Annotated in this window: 17 protein-coding genes; 10 read left to right on the top strand and 7 right to left on the bottom strand. The window is 70.2% G+C overall.

From position 1 onward, the window contains the following. Positions 1-54 precede the first annotated feature (54 nt). Both fliD and AC07RM_RS07570 read right to left on the bottom strand, forming a co-directional pair. Positions 55-1,503: a flagellar filament capping protein FliD gene (fliD, locus tag AC07RM_RS07575; RefSeq protein WP_495334072.1), complete on the bottom strand. Its 1,449-nt coding sequence runs from the start codon at positions 1,501-1,503 to the stop codon at positions 55-57. A gap of 127 nt (positions 1,504-1,630) precedes the next feature. Further along, positions 1,631-2,794 carry a flagellin gene (locus tag AC07RM_RS07570; RefSeq protein WP_296787776.1) on the bottom strand — a complete coding sequence of 388 codons (1,164 nt, stop codon included), beginning with the start codon at positions 2,792-2,794 and terminating at the stop codon, positions 1,631-1,633. A 622-nt stretch (positions 2,795-3,416) separates the two neighbouring features. On the opposite strand from AC07RM_RS07570, the gene flhD reads away from it, so the two are divergent. The 8 genes from flhD to AC07RM_RS07530 all read left to right on the top strand — a co-directional run bounded on the left by flhD (position 3,417) and on the right by AC07RM_RS07530 (position 11,825). Then, on the top strand, positions 3,417-3,749 hold the full coding sequence (flhD, locus tag AC07RM_RS07565; protein ID WP_057591771.1) for a flagellar transcriptional regulator FlhD: 333 nt from the start codon (positions 3,417-3,419) through the stop codon (positions 3,747-3,749). Between the two features lie 29 nt (positions 3,750-3,778). Then, on the top strand, positions 3,779-4,318 hold the full coding sequence (flhC, locus tag AC07RM_RS07560) for a flagellar transcriptional regulator FlhC (RefSeq protein WP_093341667.1): 540 nt from the start codon (positions 3,779-3,781) through the stop codon (positions 4,316-4,318). A gap of 103 nt (positions 4,319-4,421) precedes the next feature. Continuing rightward, a complete protein-coding gene (motA, locus tag AC07RM_RS07555) occupies positions 4,422-5,279 on the top strand; it encodes a flagellar motor stator protein MotA (protein ID WP_093341666.1) in 858 nt (285 codons plus the stop codon). A 25-nt stretch (positions 5,280-5,304) separates the two neighbouring features. Further along, positions 5,305-6,324, top strand: a complete 1,020-nt coding sequence (gene motB, locus AC07RM_RS07550; protein ID WP_296787775.1) for a flagellar motor protein MotB — start codon at positions 5,305-5,307, stop codon at positions 6,322-6,324. Between the two features lie 15 nt (positions 6,325-6,339). Beyond that, positions 6,340-7,518, top strand: a complete 1,179-nt coding sequence (locus AC07RM_RS07545; protein WP_495334071.1) for an EscU/YscU/HrcU family type III secretion system export apparatus switch protein — start codon at positions 6,340-6,342, stop codon at positions 7,516-7,518. Then, positions 7,515-9,587, top strand: a complete 2,073-nt coding sequence (flhA, locus tag AC07RM_RS07540; RefSeq protein WP_495334070.1) for a flagellar biosynthesis protein FlhA — start codon at positions 7,515-7,517, stop codon at positions 9,585-9,587. The genes AC07RM_RS07545 and flhA overlap by 4 nt, the downstream gene beginning before the upstream one ends. Beyond that, positions 9,584-11,050, top strand: a complete 1,467-nt coding sequence (gene flhF, locus AC07RM_RS07535; RefSeq protein WP_495334069.1) for a flagellar biosynthesis GTPase FlhF — start codon at positions 9,584-9,586, stop codon at positions 11,048-11,050. The genes flhA and flhF overlap by 4 nt, the downstream gene beginning before the upstream one ends. 52 nt (positions 11,051-11,102) lie before the next feature. After that, positions 11,103-11,825: an RNA polymerase sigma factor FliA gene (locus tag AC07RM_RS07530; protein WP_093341659.1), complete on the top strand. Its 723-nt coding sequence runs from the start codon at positions 11,103-11,105 to the stop codon at positions 11,823-11,825. Positions 11,826-11,869: 44 nt separating this feature from the next. Here AC07RM_RS07530 and AC07RM_RS07525 read toward each other — a convergent pair whose 3' ends face one another. After that, the gene (locus AC07RM_RS07525) at positions 11,870-12,541 is read right to left on the bottom strand and encodes a 4-hydroxythreonine-4-phosphate dehydrogenase (RefSeq protein WP_495334068.1); all 672 of its coding nucleotides are present in this window, start codon (positions 12,539-12,541) and stop codon (positions 11,870-11,872) included. Further along, positions 12,538-13,575: a 4-hydroxythreonine-4-phosphate dehydrogenase PdxA gene (gene pdxA / locus AC07RM_RS07520; protein WP_495334067.1), complete on the bottom strand. Its 1,038-nt coding sequence runs from the start codon at positions 13,573-13,575 to the stop codon at positions 12,538-12,540. Before pdxA ends, AC07RM_RS07525 begins: the two co-directional genes overlap by 4 nt. A gap of 69 nt (positions 13,576-13,644) precedes the next feature. Between pdxA and AC07RM_RS07515 the strand changes: the two genes are divergently transcribed. Together AC07RM_RS07515 and AC07RM_RS07510 are read left to right on the top strand one after the other, a co-directional pair. Then, positions 13,645-14,565: a LysR family transcriptional regulator gene (locus AC07RM_RS07515; protein WP_495334066.1), complete on the top strand. Its 921-nt coding sequence runs from the start codon at positions 13,645-13,647 to the stop codon at positions 14,563-14,565. Between the two features lie 18 nt (positions 14,566-14,583). Beyond that, positions 14,584-15,504 (top strand): SdiA-regulated domain-containing protein, encoded by a 921-nt coding sequence (locus tag AC07RM_RS07510; RefSeq protein ID WP_093341654.1) that lies wholly within the window; start codon positions 14,584-14,586, stop codon positions 15,502-15,504. 9 nt (positions 15,505-15,513) lie between these two features. On the opposite strand, the gene AC07RM_RS07505 is transcribed toward AC07RM_RS07510, so the two are convergent. From AC07RM_RS07505 to flgA, 3 genes are all read right to left on the bottom strand, one after another. Then, on the bottom strand, positions 15,514-15,894 hold the full coding sequence (locus AC07RM_RS07505) for a hypothetical protein (RefSeq protein WP_495334065.1): 381 nt from the start codon (positions 15,892-15,894) through the stop codon (positions 15,514-15,516). A 4-nt stretch (positions 15,895-15,898) separates the two neighbouring features. Beyond that, positions 15,899-16,207: a flagellar biosynthesis anti-sigma factor FlgM gene (gene flgM, locus AC07RM_RS07500; protein ID WP_093341650.1), complete on the bottom strand. Its 309-nt coding sequence runs from the start codon at positions 16,205-16,207 to the stop codon at positions 15,899-15,901. A gap of 97 nt (positions 16,208-16,304) precedes the next feature. Continuing rightward, a complete protein-coding gene (gene flgA, locus AC07RM_RS07495; RefSeq protein WP_495334064.1) occupies positions 16,305-17,045 on the bottom strand; it encodes a flagellar basal body P-ring formation chaperone FlgA in 741 nt (246 codons plus the stop codon). Between the last annotated feature and the right edge of the window lie 106 nt (positions 17,046-17,151).

The raw sequence follows: 17,151 nt of genomic DNA, 5'->3' as shown, positions 1-17,151 counted from the left end.
TCCGGTGCGGAAGTTGAGGCCCGCGGGCCCGGCGCGCGCGCCCGATTGCGCGCCTCAGCTGGTGGACTTGTTCCACTGCGCCACCTGCTGGGAGATGTAGGTGTTAAGTGCGGTCAGCGAGGCCATCTTGGTGTCCAGCGCCGTGTACTGCGCGCGCAGCCGCTTCTCGGTCAGGGTCAGCCGGTCGTTGAGGTTGTCCTGGCTCTTGTCGTTGTCCTTGCGCTGGGCCTTGAGCGACTGGGTGCGGGTGTCGAGCGTGCCGTCGGTGGCCACGGCCGCCTGGGTGAAGGCCGACAGCCGCGTGGCGAAGCCGGTGGCGCTGGAGTCCACGGTGTTCTGCGGCGCGGCGAAGAACTGCTGCACGGCGGCCGGGTTCTTCAGCGCCGTGTCGAGCTTGGCGGTGTCGAGCGCGAGGTTGCCCGCGCCGTCCTTGGCGACCGTGATGCCGAGGTCGCTCAGGCGCTGGATCGTGCCGCCGCCCGAGGGCGAACCGACCAAGCTGCGCAGCGCGTTCTGCAGGCTCACGGCGGTGGAGTCGCCCTGCAGCAGCGCCGCCGTCTTGCTCGCCGCGTCGTAGGCGGTGGCCGAGTTCAGCGTCTGGTTCATCGTGTTGTAGGCCGTCACGAAGGCCTGGATCGTGCTGCGCAGGCCCGAGGTGTCGGTGGTCACGGCGACCTCGACCGGCGCCGTCGTCACCTGCGACAGCGTGAGGCTCAGGCCCGGCACGGTGTCGGCCAGCACGTTGCTGTCCGAGCGGATCGCCACGCCGTTGATGGTGGCCTCGGCATTGCGCGCGTACTGCACCGGGTTCGCCCCCATGCCCTGCCCCGTGCCGTCGAAGGCCAGCAGGCCGAGGTCGGCGCCGTCGCCCGAGCCCACGGGCGCCGCGGTGACGCGAAAGCCCGCGGCCTCGCCGGTGGCGCCCGAGCGCAGCATCAGCCGCTCGCCCGAGAGGTCCTTGAGCACGGTGGCGCTGACGCCCGCGCCGGCGGCGTTGATCTTGGCCGCGATGGCCGAGAGGCTGTCGCCCTCGTTCACGCTGATGTCGATCGCCGGCTTGTCGCCGGCCGCGAAGTTCGGGCCGCCCGCGTCGGTGTCGTTCCAGTCGCCGAGCTGGATGCTCAGCGTGCCGAGGCCGAAGCCGGTGCCCGTGGCCACCGCGCCCGAGGACACGGCCTGGGCGCGCGCGAGCTGCGACACCTGCATGGTGAAGCTGCTGGCCACGGCGTCGCCGGCCTTGGTCACGCTCGCGCTCAGCGCGGTGGCGTTCGAGCTCGAGGCGGTCTTCGCGTTCCAGGTCGCGGCGGCCGCCAGCTTGGTGGCCGCGTCGGACAGCGCCGAGAGTTGCGACTTCAGCGTGCCGAAGGCCGAGATCTTGTTGTCGAGCGTGGACGCCGTGCCCTGCAGCGCGGTCAGCGGCTTCTTCTCGATCGCCATCAGCTGCGTGATGATGGATTCGACGTCGAGCTGGCTGCCGATGCCGGTCGATGTGATGGTGGCCATGTCGTTTCTCCGATGCTGGAATCGCCTGCGCCCACGGAAAAAAGCGCGGGGCGGCTAACGGAATTGTCCGTTCGCCGCCCCGCGATGAAGCGTGCAGGAGGCCGGCCTTCGGCCCCCTGTTCCAGCCTTAGCCGCGCAGCAGCGACAGCACCGTCTGCGGCAGCTGGTTGGCCTGGGCCACCATCGCCGTGCCGGCCTGCTGCAGCACCTGGGCGCGCGACAGGTTGGCGGTTTCGGCCGCGAAGTCGGCGTCCTGGATGCGGCTGCGCGAAGCGGTCAGGTTCTCGGCCGAGGTCGAGAGGTTCGAGACCACCGATTCGAAGCGGTTCTGGATCGCGCCGAGGTCGGCGCGCGAGGAGTTCACCGCCTTCAGCGCGGCGTCCATCGCGAGGATCGCGTTGTCGGCGCCGTCCACCGTGTCGACCGTCAGGTTGTTGAAGCCGGTCTGCGCGCTGCCCGCGGCGGTGACGGTCGCGGCCGTCTGGCCGGCGGTCAGGCCGGTGTTGGTCAGCGTGCCGCCGATGTTGATGGCGTTGCTGCCGCTCGAGGTCAGCGTGATGGCGCCGCTGGCGGCGGCCGTCGCGACCACGCCGGTCTCGCTGGACTTCTTGTTGATGGCGGCCGCCACGTTGGCGCCCTGCGTGGCCGCGTCGGTGCCGGCATTGACCGCGCCGATGCCCACGCCGTTGATCGTGAAGGCGTTGGCGGTGATGCCGCCGAAGCCCGCGGGCGCCGTGCCGGCCACCGTGGCCGAGTAGGTGTCCACGCTGTTCCAGCTGCCCAGCGAGTTGATGCTGGCGTTGGCGATCGAGTCGATCGAGATCGTCTCGCCCTGGTTGGCGCCGACCTGGAACGACTGGGCGTTGAAGCTGCCGTCGAGCAGCTTGGTGCCGTTGAACGAGGTCTGCTTGGCGACGCGGTCGATTTCGCTCTTGAGCTGCGTGACTTCCTTCTGCAGCGAGGCGCGATCCTCGGTCGAGTTGGTGGCGTTGCGCGACTGCACGGCCAGTTCGCGGATGCGCTGCAGGTTGTTGCCGATGGTGCTCAGCGCGCCTTCGGCCGTCTGCGCCAGCGAGATGCCGTCGTTGGCGTTGCGGCCGGCTTGCGTCAGGCCGCGGATCTGGGCCGTCATGCGCTCGGAGATCGCGAGGCCGGCGGCGTCGTCCTTGGCGCTGTTGATGCGCAGGCCCGAGGACAGGCGCTGCATCGAGGTGGCCAGCGAGGATTGGCTGCCCGAGAGGTTGCGCTGCGCGGTGAGCGAACTGATGTTGGTGTTGATGATCGAGGCCATGAGAGCTCCTTCAAACTGATAAGTCGGGCATCGCTGCCAAAGTCGCGCCAGCGAAGCGCTGGCTGCCTGACGAACCCTGGTGCAAGGCCCGTTGCACTGGTTTTCGGTGGGTCCCGGCCGGCTCTTTAGCGATTTATTTTTGCGATCGCACCCTCAAGATTTCCGAGCGGATGCAGACGGGTGCCACGCGATTGCGCTGCCGGGGCCACCATGTTCCGCGTGTTACCCCCACGGAAACACGTAGCTTCCCCACCACGCAAGACAACTTCGCCCCCACGGGATTTCGTGGTCTGTGCACCACGACAGGTCACACTCGTTAACAGCTTGTAAAGCGCAGTGCGAAAGCCATGGATGTCCGACTTTCGATAGATTTATCTAGTAGTGTCGAAATAAGTCTTTCATCGCGCATCCCTTAGTATTCATTTCAGCCAACAAAATCACATTCTTGGGGCGCGATGGTTGCAAGCGCTTACCATCGGATGCGTTCGGGTCGAAGTTTTTTTGTAGGAACCCGCCTACTCAGGTACATTTTTAACAAATGTTTACTGAAGCTGACATTTGTGATTAAACTGAAAGTACACGGTCGACAAGGGCACTTTTGCCCGCCTAGGAGGAGGCACTCATGACCAATGAACAGTTGCTCGCCGAGATCAAGGAAGCCAACCTCACCTACCTGATGCTGGCCCAGAGCCTCATCCGGGAAGACAAGGCACAGGCCCTGTTCCGGCTGGGCATTTCCGAGGAATCCGCGGACCTCATCGACACGCTGTCGCCGGCGCAGATCATGAAGCTGGCCTCCAGCAACATGCTGCTGTGCCGCTTCCGCGCCACCGACGACATGGTCTGGGGACTGCTCACCAACCACAACGTGCGCACCCGCACGGCCAACGACGAGACGCTGAAGCTGCACGCCAACATCGTCATGTCGAGCCGCTTCGCGGAAACCTCGTACTGAGGCGCCGCGCGTTCGCGAGCTGACAAGGCATGGCCAATCCGAAGAGCGTGCTGGGCGAGTCCCGGCAGATCGAGCGCGCGGTCCATCTGATCGAGATGGGCGCCCGCCTGCAGGTGCTGGAGAGCGAGACCGAGCTGTCGTACGAGCGGCTGCTGCGCCTCTACAAGGAAGTCGCGGGCAAGTCGCCGTCGAAGGGCCAGCTGCCCTTCTCGACCGACTGGTTCCTGACCTGGCAGCCGAACATCCACGCCTCGCTGTTCCACAACATCTACACCTACCTGCACAAGACCAGCGAGCTCGAACCGGTCGACGCGCTGATCAAGGCCTACGGCCTGTACACCGAGCAGACCGGTGCCTGCGGCCTGGAGCCGCAGCTGTCGATCACGCGCGCCTGGCGGCTGGTGCGCTTCATGGAGAACCAGATGCTCGCCATGACGCCCTGCTCGCGCTGCGGCGGCCACTTCGTGACCGAGCCCTACGAGAACGCGCAGCACTTCGTCTGCGGCCTGTGCGAACCGCCGGCGCGCGCCGGCAAGGGCGCGGGCGCGGGCGGCATCCAGCTGCAGTGAGCGCGGCAAACAGAAGATAAGGGCCCCTGCAGGGCCCTTTTTTCATGGAATGCGGGCGGCGGCTCCGAGGCCCAATAGGGGCTCCAGGAACTCGTATCGCCCCATGTCCGTCATCCTCGGTTACCTCGTCGCGCTGGGCTGCATCTTCGGCGGCTACATCATCCATGGCGGCAACATCGGGGTGGTGCTGCATGCGCTGCCGATCGAGCTGATGGTGATCGGCGGCGGCGCGCTCGGCGCCTTCGTGGTGAACAACCAGCGCAAGGTGCTGATGGCCACGCTGAAGGCGCTGCCGACCGCGCTCAAGGGTTCCAAGTACACCAAGGCGCGCTACCTCGAGCTGATGGCGCTGCTCTACGACATCCTGCAGAAGGCGCGCAAGGAAGGCCTGATGTCGATCGAGAAGGACATCGAGGCGCCGCAGGATTCGCCGCTGTTCCAGAAGCACCCGAACGTGGCGAAGGACCACCACGTGGTCGAGTTCACCACCGACTACCTGCGCATGATGGCCTCGGGCAACCTCAACAGCCACGAGATCGAGTCGCTGATGGACAGCGAGATCGAGACCCACCACCAGGAATCGCACGCGCCCGTGGCCGCCATCGCGCGGCTGGCCGGCGGCCTGCCGGCCTTCGGCATCGTGGCCGCGGTGCTCGGCGTGGTGAACACCATGGGCTCGGTCGGCCAGCCGCCGGCGGTGCTCGGCGCCATGATCGGCTCGGCGCTGGTCGGCACCTTCCTGGGCATCCTGCTGGCCTACGCCATCGTCGAGCCGCTGGGCGGCCTGCTCGAGCAGAAGGCCGAGGAAGGCACCAAGGAACTGCAGTGCATCAAGACCACCCTGCTGGCCAGCATGCAGGGCTACAACCCCACGACCGCGATCGAGTTCGGCCGCAAGGTGCTGTTCTCGACCGACCGGCCGAGCTTCGTCGAGCTCGAGAGCCACGTGAAGAAGAAGTAGAGCGCCCAGCGCAAGAGGCAACGCCATGGCCACCACGCCCGGGACCCGCAAGCTCCAGCCGATCATCATCAAGCGGGTCAAGAAGACCACGCATGCGCACCACGGCGGCGCCTGGAAGATCGCCTACGCCGACTTCGTGACGGCCATGATGGCCTTCTTCCTCCTGATGTGGCTGCTGGGCTCGACCGCCAAGGGCGACCTGCAGGGCATCGCCTCCTACTTCAACTCGCCGATGAAGGTCGAGATGGCCGGCGGCTCGGGCGCGGGCAGCGCCTCGAGCGTGGTGCCCGGCGGCGGGCGCGACCTCACGCGCACCACCGGCGAGGTGCGCCGCACCGACGGCAGCACCATGGACCCGAAGAAGATCGGCCAGGACAACAGCCTCAAGCTCGAGCAGGCGCGCCAGGACGCGCGCCGCATGGCCGCCCTGCGCGCGCGCATCGAGGAGATGATCAACGCCAACCCCAAGCTGCGCGAGTTCCGCTCGCAGATCAAGCTCGAGGTGACCTCCGACGGCCTCGAGATCCAGATCGTCGACGCGCAGAACCGCCCGATGTTCGACACCGGCAGCGCGATCGTGAAGCCCTACATGCACGACATCCTGCGCGCGGTGGGCAGCGCGCTCAACGACATCGAGAACCGCGTGAGCCTGGCCGGCCACACCGACGCCGCGCCCTACGGCAACGGCGACCGCGGCTACGGCAACTGGGAGCTGTCGGCCGACCGCGCCAATGCCTCGCGGCGCGAGCTGGTGGCCGCCGGCATGCCCGACGACAAGCTGGTGCGCGTGGTCGGCCTGGCCGCCAGCGACCTGCTCGACAAGAAGAACGCGCTGGCGCCGCTGAACCGCCGCATCAGCATCGTGGTGCTCACGCGCGATGCCGAGTCGCGCCTGTTCGGCAACGCACGCCTGGAGGGCAACGACGCGGTGAAGGCCATCGCCACCGAGCTCGCCAAGGAACAGAAGAAGCCCGAGGGCGCCGATGCGCCGGCCGCTCCCGCCGGCGCGGCGCCCGCCGCCACCCCGGGCCGCGCCCAGCCCTGAGCCAGCGCCACCGCCATGGAATCGAACAGCCAGGACCGCCAGCTCCCCGCCTCGCAGCGCAAGATCGACCAGGCGCGCCGCGACGGCCAGGTGCCGCGCTCGAAGGACCTGTCGCACCTCGCGGTGATGGGCACCGGCGCGGTCGCGCTGCTGCTGCTGGCGCCCACCGCCTTCGAACAGCTGCGCGGCACGCTCGCGCAGGCGCTGGTCTTCAACGCGGCCAGCGTGCAGGACCCGGCCGACATGCTGTCGCGGCTGTCGACCTTCGCCGGCCTGGGCCTGGTGGCCTGCGTGGTGTTCGCGGCCATCGTGCTGAGCGCGGCGGTCGCGGGCAGCCTCGCGGTCGGCGGCTGGGTCTCGAGCACCAAGGCGATCACGCCCGACCTCTCGCGCCTGAGCCCGTTCAAGGGCCTGGGCAACCTGTTCAGCCGCCAGCAGGTCGCGCAGGTGACCAAGCTGGTGCTGCTGTCGGCCATCCTCGGCGCCATCGGCTGGTACTACGTGGCCGGCTCGATCGGCGAGGTGGTGCGCGTGGTGCTGCAGCCCTCGCCTTCGGCGCTGCGCGCGCTCGGCGACTGGCTCGCCACCGGCGTGGGCCTGCTGCTGCTGGTGGTGTTCGCCACTGCCGTGATCGACGTGCCGCTGCAGCGCTTCTTCCACCTGTCGAAGCTCAAGATGTCGCACCAGGAGCTCAAGCAGGAGCACAAGGAATCCGACGGCGACCCGCATACCAAGGGCCGCCAGCGCAGCGCGGCGCGCGCGATCTCGCAGCGCGCCAGCATCACGGCCGTGCCGCGCGCCGACTTCGTGCTGATGAACCCGACCCACTACGCGGTGGCGCTGCGCTACGACGAGGCCACCATGAACGCACCGCAGGTGGTGGCCAAGGGCGCCGACCTGCTCGCGATGAAGATCCGCGAGATCGCCAACGCCAACGGCATCCCGGTGGTGCAGTCGCCGATGCTCGCGCGCGCGCTGTTCGCCCATGCCGAGATCGACCAGCCCATTCCCTCGAGCCTGTTCACCGCCGTGGCCCAGGTGCTGGCCTATGTCTACCGCCTGAAGGCCGCGCTGCGCGGCGAGGGCCCGATGCCGCAGGGCGTGCCCGATCCCTACGTGGCGCCCGAGCTCGACCCGCACCGCAAGTTGCCGGCGACGACCGCCGCCGAACCCGTCGCCGGAGTGCGCCCATGAACCCGCTCGCCCTGCGCCAGTGGCTCGGCGAGCGCGGCGGCATGTTCCAGCGCGCGGCCGCGCCGCTGCTGGTGGTGGCCATCCTCGCGCTGATGGTGCTGCCGATCCCGCCCTGGCTGCTCGACGGCTTCTTCACGCTCAACATCGCGGTCGCGCTGATGGTGATGATGGTGGCGGCCTACATGGTGCGCCCGCTCGACTTCGCGGCCTTTCCCTCGGTGCTGCTCTTGACCACGCTGATGCGGCTGTCGCTCAACGTGGCCTCCACGCGCGTGGTGCTGCTCGAGGGCCACACCGGCCCCGGCGCCGCGGGCGCGGTGATCGAATCCTTCGGCCACTTCCTGATCGGCGGCAACTTCGCGGTCGGCCTGATCGTGTTCGCGATCCTGGTGGTGATCAACTTCGTGGTGGTGACCAAGGGCGCCGAGCGCATCGCCGAGGTGTCGGCGCGCTTCACGCTCGACGCCATGCCCGGCAAGCAGATGGCGGTCGACGCCGACCTCAACGCCGGCGTGATCGACGAGAAGGAGGCCCGCCGCCGCCGCGCCGAGGTGTCGGAGGAAGCGAACTTCTTCGGCTCGATGGACGGTGCCTCCAAGTTCGTGCGCGGCGATGCGATCGCCGGCATCCTGATCCTGGTGATCAGCATCGTCGGCGGCTTCGCCATCGGCGTGCTGCAGCACGGCCTGTCGGCCGGCAAGGCGGCCGACACCTACGTGCTGCTGGCGGTCGGCGACGCGCTGGTGGCGCAGGTGCCGGGCCTCTTGATCTCGGTCGCCGCGGCGATGGTGATCTCACGCGTGGGCCGCGAGGACGACGTGGGCCGCCAGATCGTCGACCAGTTGCTGACCTCGCCGCGCGTACTCGGCCTCACGGCCGGCATCCTGGGCCTGCTGGGCGTGATCCCGGGCATGCCGCACGTGGTGTTCCTCTCGATCGCGTCGCTGCTGGCCTGGGGCGCCTGGCGGCTGTCGCGCCGCCCGCCGCCGGCCGCGCCCGCGCCGCCGGCACCGCCCGCACCCGATGCCGAGGCCAGCTGGGACGACCTGCAGCCGGTGGACCTGCTGGGCCTCGAGCTCGGCTACCGCCTGATCGCGCTGGTCGACAAGAGCCGCCAGGGCGACCTGCTCACGCGCATCAAGGGCGTGCGCCGCAAGTTCGCGCAGGAGGTGGGCTTCCTGCCGCCCGCGGTGCACGTGCGCGACAACCTCGAGCTCAAGCCCAGCAGCTACCGCGTCACCCTGCGCGGCGTGGTGGTGGCCGAGGGCGAGGCCCATCCGGGCATGTACCTGGCGATCAACCCGGGCGGCATCACCACCCCGCTGATCGGCACGCCCACCACCGACCCGGCCTTCGGCCTGCCCGCGCACTGGATCGAGGAGCGGCAGCGGGAAGCCGCGCAAATGAGCGGTTTCACCGTCGTTGATTCGGAGACCGTGATGGCCACCCACCTGTCACATTTGATGCAGGTGCAGGCGGCGCGGCTGCTGAGCCGCACCGAAACCCAACAACTGGTCGAACACGTGAACAAACTGGCGCCCAAGCTGATCGAGGAAGTCGTGCCCAAGCTGGTGCCGCTGTCCACGTTCCAGAAGGTGCTGCAACTGCTGCTGGAAGAGTCGGTGCACATCCGCGACATCCGCACCATTGTCGAGACGCTGGCCGAGCATGCCGGCAGCACCACCGACCCGGCCGAGCTCGCGCGCCGCGTGCGCGTGGCGCTGGCGCCGGCCATCGTGCAGCAGATCTACGGCCCGGTGAAGGAGCTCGACGTGATCGCCATCGAGCCTGCCTTCGAGCGCCTGCTGGTGCAGGCGCTGGGCAATGCCCAGGCGCCCGCGCTCGATCCGGGCGTGGTCGAGATCTTCACGCGCACCGCCGCCGAGGTGGCGCTCAAGCAGGAAGAGCAAGGCGTGCCGGCCTGCCTGCTGGTGCCCGACGCCATCCGCAACGCCATCGCGCGCATGGTGCGCCGCGCCGCGCCGCGCATGCAGGTGCTCGGCCACAGCGAAATCCCTGAAACCCACACGATCCGCATCGGCCCGATCCTGCGAGGAGCCTCCGCATGAACATCCAACGTTTCACCGCACCGACCGCCCGCGAAGCGATGGCGCTGGCGCGCAATGTCTTCGGCGACGGCACGCTGATCCTCTCGAACCGCCAGCTCGACGACGGCGTGGAAGTGGTGGCCGCGGCCGAGGACAGCCTCAGCGCGCTCGAGGCCGGCCGCGCGATCCTGCAGGGCACGCAAGGCACGCTGTCGGCGCCCGCGTGGACGCCGCCGAAGCCAGTGCCCGCGCCCGCCATCGCCCAACCGCAACCCGCCGCACCGGCACCGGCACCGCTCGCGAGCGCCGAATCGCGCGCCATCGTCGAGGCCGACGTGGCCGAGCTAGGCATGAGCACGCTGTCGTTCCAGGACTACGTACGCGAACGCATGCTGCGGCGCCAGCAGGAGGCCGCATCGCCGGCACCCGCGCCCGCTGCGCCATCGGCCGCGCCGGTCCGCGCGGCCTTCGCGCCCACCGCCGCGCCCGCCACCGTCGAAACGCCGCGCCCCGCCCCCATCGCCGTGCCCGCTCCCGCGATCGACACCGCGAGCGAAACGCAACAGGCGCTGATGGCCGAGCTGCAGGCCATGCGCACGCTGATGGAGAGCCGCTTCAACGCCCTCGCCTGGCTCGGCCCGGCGCGGCAGAACCCGGTGCATTCGAACCTGATGCTCAAGCTGCTGCGCGCCGGCTACTCGCCCGCGCTCGCGCGCAGCGTGCTCGAATCGATCGCGCTCGACAACGACGCGGCCGGCGCGGTGCGCCGCATGATGGGCGCGCTCGAAGGCATGCTCGGCCTCGACCCCGCCGCGCCCACGCTGGCCGAGGAAGGCGGCGTCTACGCGCTGGTCGGCGCCACCGGTGTCGGCAAGACCACCACCGCCGCCAAGATCGCGGCCCAGTGCGCGCGGCTGCACGGCCCGGCCAGCGTCGGCCTGATCACGCTCGACATGCACCGCGCGGGCGCGCACGAGCAGTTGCGCGCCCACGGCCGCGCCATGGGCGTGGTGGCGCATCTCGCGCACGACCGCGCCGCGCTGCAGGAGCTGCTCGCGCTGTTCCACGGCAAGCGCATGGTGCTGATCGACACCGCCGGCTTGGCGCCGCGCGATCCGCGCCGGCGCGACCTGCTGGACCTGCTCGACCTGCCCGGCATTTCGCGCCTGATGGTGCTCAACGCCGGCGCGCACGGCGACACGCTCGACGAGATGGCCGCCAGCTTCAAGATCGGCGGCGCGCGCCAGGCCGTGCTGAGCAAGACCGACGAGGCCGTGAAGCTGGGCCCGGCGCTCGACACGCTGATCCGCCACCAGTTGGTGCTGCGCGGCGTGGCCCATGGCCCGCGCACCTCGCAGGACTGGAAGCCGGCGCTGGCCGCCGAGCTGGTGCGCGACTCGATGCGCGCGGCACAGCGCTCGCCCTTCGATCCGCAGCCGGCCGATCTCGAACTGTTCTTCTCGCCGGGCGCGGGCGAACTCTGAGGAGCGTTGCGCCCCACGACACGACATGCAGGCCGCTTCCCCGCTCTCCCAGATGTACACGCCCAAGGGCCGGCTCGACCGCGATGCGCTGATCCGCCAGCACGTGCCGCTGGTGCGCCGGCTGGCGCATCACATGATCGCCAAGCTGCCGCCCAACGTCGAGCTCGACGACCTGATCCAGGTCGGCATGATCGGCCTGGCCGATGCGCTGTCGCGCTACGAGGCCAGCCAGGGCGTGCAGTTCGAGACCTTCGCCACCCAGCGCATCCGCGGTGCCATGCTCGACGAGCTGCGCGACGGCGACTGGCTCTCGCGCGGCTCGCGCAAGAGCCAGAAGCAGATCGAGCAGGCGGTGCGCGCGCTCGAGCAGAAGCTGGGCCGCGCGCCGGCCGAGTCCGAGATCGCCGACGCGCTCGAGATGCCGCTGGCCGACTACCAGAGCCTGCTGGGCCGCGTGCGCGGCACCCAGCTCGTGTACCTGGAGGACATGGGCGGCGGCACCGACGCCGAGGGCGAGTCGGGCTTCCTCGACCGCCACCTGGCCGATGCCGACGCCGACCCGATGAGCCTGCTCAAGGACCAGCGGCTGCGCCAGGCGCTGGTGGGCGCCATCGACAGCCTGCCCGAGCGCGAGCGCCACATCATGGGCATGTACTACGAGCAGGACATGAACCTCAAGGAAATCGCGGCCGTGCTCGGCGTGACCGAGTCGCGCGTCTCGCAGCTGCACAGCCAGTCGATCGCGCGGTTGCGCGCGAAGATGCGCTCGCATTGAGTCACCAGCGCCGACCCAGAAGCACCGCGCCGCGGTGCTTTTTTTCATCGCGCGCCGAGGATTGCGGCGAGCTGGCTCTCGAGGCTTCGACCGGCCGCCGGAAAGCACCCGTCGAGCGCCGCCGTGCCCACCGTGAAGCCCGCGGCACCGCTGGCGCGGACCGCCGCGATGCGTTCCGGCGTGTCGATCGACCCGGCCACGATCACCGGCTTGCCCGCGGCCTCGCACACCGCGCGCATCAGCCGCGGCACGTCGAGCGCGGCGCGGTAGGCCAGCAGGTCCAGCCCCGCCACGCCAGGCCGGCTGACGATGGCGCGGGCGCTGGCCACGATCTCCTCGATGGAACCGCCGAGCACGCTCGGATGCCCCGAGACCCGGCCCGCGAACGGGTAGTAGCGGATGCCGGTGCCCTCGAGCAGCGGCAGCACCTCGTCGACATGCGTGCCGCCGAGCAGGTGGTCGACACCGAGCCGGCAGGCCATCTCGACCGAGGCGATCTCGCTGTCGCGGTCGAGCGAGACCACCTCGAGGTAGCTCGAGGCGCCGTGTGCGCGGAGGGTGCGATGCAGGCCCTCGAGCCCGGCCATCGGCAGCCCGATGTCCTTGAAGCCGATGTGGCGCACGCCGGCCGCGAGCGCCGTCGCCAGGTGCCGTGCCGCGTCGGTCACGGTGCGGTCGTGGCGCGTGAGCATGAAGATGAATTCGAAGCCGCTCATGGTCGGGTCTTTCTCGTGGTTCGGTGGGCGGCCGCCAGGCGCGCGGCCATGTCGAGCGCGGCCTCGAGGCTGGCGGCGTCGGCGATGCCGCGCCCCGCGATGTCGAAGGCGGTACCGTGGTCGGGGCTGGTGCGCACGAAAGGCAGGCCGAGCGTGATGTTCACGCCCTTGTCGAGCCCGAGGTACTTGACCGGGATCAGCCCCTGGTCGTGGTACTGCGCCACCACCACGTCGAAGCGGCCCTGGCGCGCCTGCATGAACACCGTGTCGCCGGGCCAGGGACCGCTGGCGTCGATGCCCTCGCGCCGCGCAGCGGCGATCGCGGGCGCGATGGTGCGTTGCTCCTCGTCGCCGAACAGACCGCCCTCGCCCGCATGCGGATTGAGCCCGGCCACCGCGATGCGCGGCGCGGCGATGCCGAAGGTCCGGGCGCCCTGGTGCGCGAGCCGGATCGCCGACATCTGCGCCGCGAAGTCCGCGCGCTCGATGGCCTCGCGCAGCGCGCAATGTACCGTCACGAGCACGGTGCGCAGTTCGTCGTTGGCCAGCATCATCGCGACCTTGCAGCCGGTGCGCTCGGCCAGGATCTCGGTATGGCCCGGATAGCGCAGGCCGGCGGCGGCCAAGGCCTCCTTGTGGATCGGCGCGGTGACGATGCCCGCGACCCGGCCCGCTTGCGCGAGGGCTATCGCCGCCGCGATCGCCTCGAAGGCGGCCCGGCCGCTGGCCGCATGCACGACGCCCACGGGCGGCAGCGCCTCGAGCCGCGACGCGGCCAGCAGGTTCACCGTGCCGGGCGCGTTCACCATGTCGTCGATCGACGCCGCCACGCGCAGCCTCGCGCCGGCGCCCAGGGCCTCGAAGGCCTGGCGCATCACGCGCGGATCGCCGACCAGCACGCAGCGCCGGGCCCACTCGGCATTCAGCAAGGTGCGGGCCGCGATCTCGGGGCCGATGCCCGAGGGATCGCCCATCGTCAGCGCGAGCCGCTCGGGCGGCGCGGGCTGGGTGAGCTGGGCTGACAGTTCTTGCATGGTGGGGATATCGGGGAACGGCGGGACCGGACGCTCTAATCTATGCAGATACCCGCCTCAGGACAAACGATGATTGCTGACACCGACGGTGAGCCTGGCTCACGGAAAAACCCCTCGCGCCTGCCCTCGCTGATGGCGCTGCGCTGCTTCGCCGCCGCGGCCCGGACCCAGAACTTCAGCCAGGCCGCCGACAGCCTGCACCTGACCCATGGCGCGGTCAGCCGCGCCGTGCGCATGCTCGAGGACGACCTGGGCCTGGCGCTGTTCGAACGGCGCAACCGCGGCGTCTTCCTCACCGAGGCCGGGCGCCGGCTGCAGCGCGCGGTGGACGAGGGCTTCGGCCTGATCGAGGAAGCCACGCGCGAGCTGCGGCACTCGGCGCGCGAGGCGCCGCTGGTGCTCTCGTGCGAGCCGACCCTGCTGATGCGCTGGCTGATCCCGCGCTGGCCGAGTTTCCAGGCGCGCCATCCCGAGGCGGCCGTGCACCTGGTGGCGGGCGGCGGGCCGTTCGCCTTCGACGGCTGCATCGACCTCGCGATCCGGCGCAACGATTTCGAGTGGCCCGCGAGCGTGCAGGCGCAGCCGCTGTTCGAGGAGAAGGTCGGCCCCGTGTGCAGCCCGGGCCGGGTCGACGCCTTCTTCGACACCAGCGGCGCGGGAGCGTCGCTGCGCCGCGACGCGGTGCGGCTGCACACGCGCACGCGGCCGCAGGCCTGGCCGTCGTGGATGCAGCTGCAAGGCGCATCGGCCGGCGCCGGCGGCAGGGAACAGGTCTTCGAGCATTTCTATTTCAGCCTGCAGGCGGCGGTCGCCGGGCTCGGCGTGGCGATCGGGCCCTGGCACCTGGTCTGCGACGACCTCGCGAGCGGCGTGCTGGCCGCGCCGCTGGGTTTCGTCGCGGACGGTTCGGGCTATTTCCTGCTGTCGCCGCAGAAGCCGACGACGGGTCAGCAGCGCCAGTTGCTCGACTGGCTGCTCTCGGTGGTCTGAACGCTAGACTCCGCCCGCATGACTCGAGCCAGATCCCGCAAGACCCTGTTCCTGGCCATCGTGCTCGCATTCGGCGTGGCCTTCGGCTGGTACTTCAAGGTGCCCGCGCTCGGCTACTACTGGCTCAGCACCACGCTGGGCGCGGCGCAATGGGCGAACAACGCGCTGTGGCTGCCGGACTACCGGGTGGCGGTCGAGGGCCTGCCGATCCAGGGCCTGACGCGCAATGCCTCGGGCCTGACCTTCAACACCGAGACCGGCACCCTGTTCACGGTGATCAACCGCCCGCCGCAGATCGCCGAGCTCGACACCGAGGGCCGGCTGCTGCGCGTGATCGGGCTCGAGGGGGTGAAGGATCCCGAGGGCATCACCTACGTGCAGGGCGAGCGCTACGTGATCTCCGACGAGGACAGCCACCGCATGTACTGGGTGCAGATCGGGCGCGACACGCGGCAGGTGTCGGTGGCCGGCCGACCGAGCCTGGGCATCGGCATCGACCGGCTGCACAACAGCAGCTTCGAGGGCATCTCCTGGGACGGCGTGCACAAGCGCCTGTACGTGGTGCGCGAGAAGCTGCCGATGCGCGTGCTGGTGATCACCGGGCTCGATCCCGACACGACTTCCAGCGGCTTCAACATCGACATCAGCGAATGGCAGTCCTCGCGCGCGTCCTCGCTGTTCATGAGCGACCTGTCGTCGGTCACGCTGCACGATGCGACCGGCCACCTGCTGCTGCTGAGCGACGAGTCGGCGCTGGTGGTGGAGTACGCACCCGACGGGCGCCCGATCAGCATGCTGCCGCTGTGGCGCGGCTTCGGTGGCCTGCAGCGCAAGGTGCCGCAGCCTGAGGGCGTGGCGGTCGGGCCCGACGGGCGGCTCTACCTGCTGTCGGAACCCAACCTGTTCTACCGCTTCGAGCGCGCGCCGAAGCCTTCGTAGCCCTGGTCGTCAGTGCGCCGGCATCGAGGCCGAGCGCAGGCCCGCGAACACCCTGCGCTCGCCGGGCATGGTGTAGGTGGCGTCGGGGCGCGGCCCCAGCAGCGAGGCCAGGCTGCGGTCGACGATGACGGTGCGGCGCGCCACGCTGTCGCGCTGGTTCGACAGCCGCTGGGCCACGGCCTCGATGCGACGGCGGAATTCGGCGTCGAGCGCCTCGGCCGACAGCGCGGCCTCGAGGGCGCGCGCGAAACCGGTGGCGCAGCGGCGCAGCTCGCTGCTGGCCTGCAGCAGGTCCGAGGGTTGGTCGCAGCGCAGGCCGGCATCGACCCGGTCGAGCTGGTCCTCGACCTCGCTCAGCAGCATCTCGGCGGAAGCACGGGTATCGGGCATGGCATCAGTTCCTTGCGCGGCTCAGGAATTCCTGGGCGTTGGCCAGGAGCTTGTCGGCGATGGCGCCGGAGTCGACCTTGAAGCTGCCGTCGGCGATGGCGGCGCGCACCGCGGCCACCTTCGCCGCGTCGATGCCGTTGCCGGCCGTGGCGGCGGCCTCGAGCGTGCGGGCCGAGGCCGACACGCTGACCGGCGTGCCGGTGGCGTCGCCGGCATCGGCCACCGCGGGCGTGGCGCCCCGGCCGGTCTTCGCGGTCGCGGCCACGCCAGTGGCGGCCGCGACGGCGGGATCTTGCAACGGGTTGATCTTCATGGCGGCTCCTGGCCCCGGGCGGGGGCTTCGTCCCCAGGATTTCGGCCGCCGTTCGACGGACTTGAGGACTTTTTCGAAGTTTTTTGCGCCGCGCCGCTCACATCGAGAGGCGCACGGTGCGCGGATCCTGCACCACCCCGGTGGTGATGCGGCCATTCTCCATGCGGATGCGCACCATCTGCCCGACCACGCCCGGCGTCAGCGCCTGGGCCTCGGTGGCGATCTCGAAGCCCTGGCCCTGGGCCACCACGCGCACCTGGGTGCCGGCGGCGAAAGCCTGGGCCGGCTTCACCATCGACTGGCGCAGCGGCTGGCCGGCCTGCAGCGAGCGCGAGGCGACCTGCCCCACCCACTGGGTGGCCTCGGCCATCACCGGCGAGGGATCGGCGGCCCAGTCGGCCTCGGCCTCGACCGCGTCGGCCGCGCTCAGCACGGTGCCGGGCAGCACGTTGTCGCGCAGCACCCAGGCCGGGCCGAAGGCCTTGATGGTGACCGGCAGGAACACGTTCCAGCGCGCGCCGCCCTCGACGCAGCGCAGGCCGAGCCGGGTGCGGCCCCACAGGCGCAGGCCGGTGGGAATGTAGGGCTCGACGCGGCTGCAGGGCGCGAGGCGCAGCCGGTTGTCGAGCGCGCCGATGGCGACCTCCATGCGCAGCGGCGCGGGATTGGCCGACTGGGCCTGGGCCACGGCGTCGTCGAGCCACTGGCGGGTGCTGGCGGCGAAGGCCTCGCCGGCCTCGGCGCCTTCGGACGGCACCTGCTGGGCGAAGGCGCTGAAGGCGGTGCCGGCCGCGAGCAGCAGCGCGCCGGCGGCGAGATGGAATGCGGGGATGGCCATGGGCTCCTCCGGGATGTGCAGGGACGGAAATGCGGAACGCGCGCGCCTCGGCCCACCGCGCCGCGACCCGCACTGTAGGCAGACCGGCCCGACCCCAAAGCCGCGA

The organism is Variovorax sp. GW821-FHT09B05 (assembly GCF_059418265.1).
Note: the sequence above shows the minus strand (reverse complement) of the source record. Positions and strands in the feature narration are given on the sequence as shown.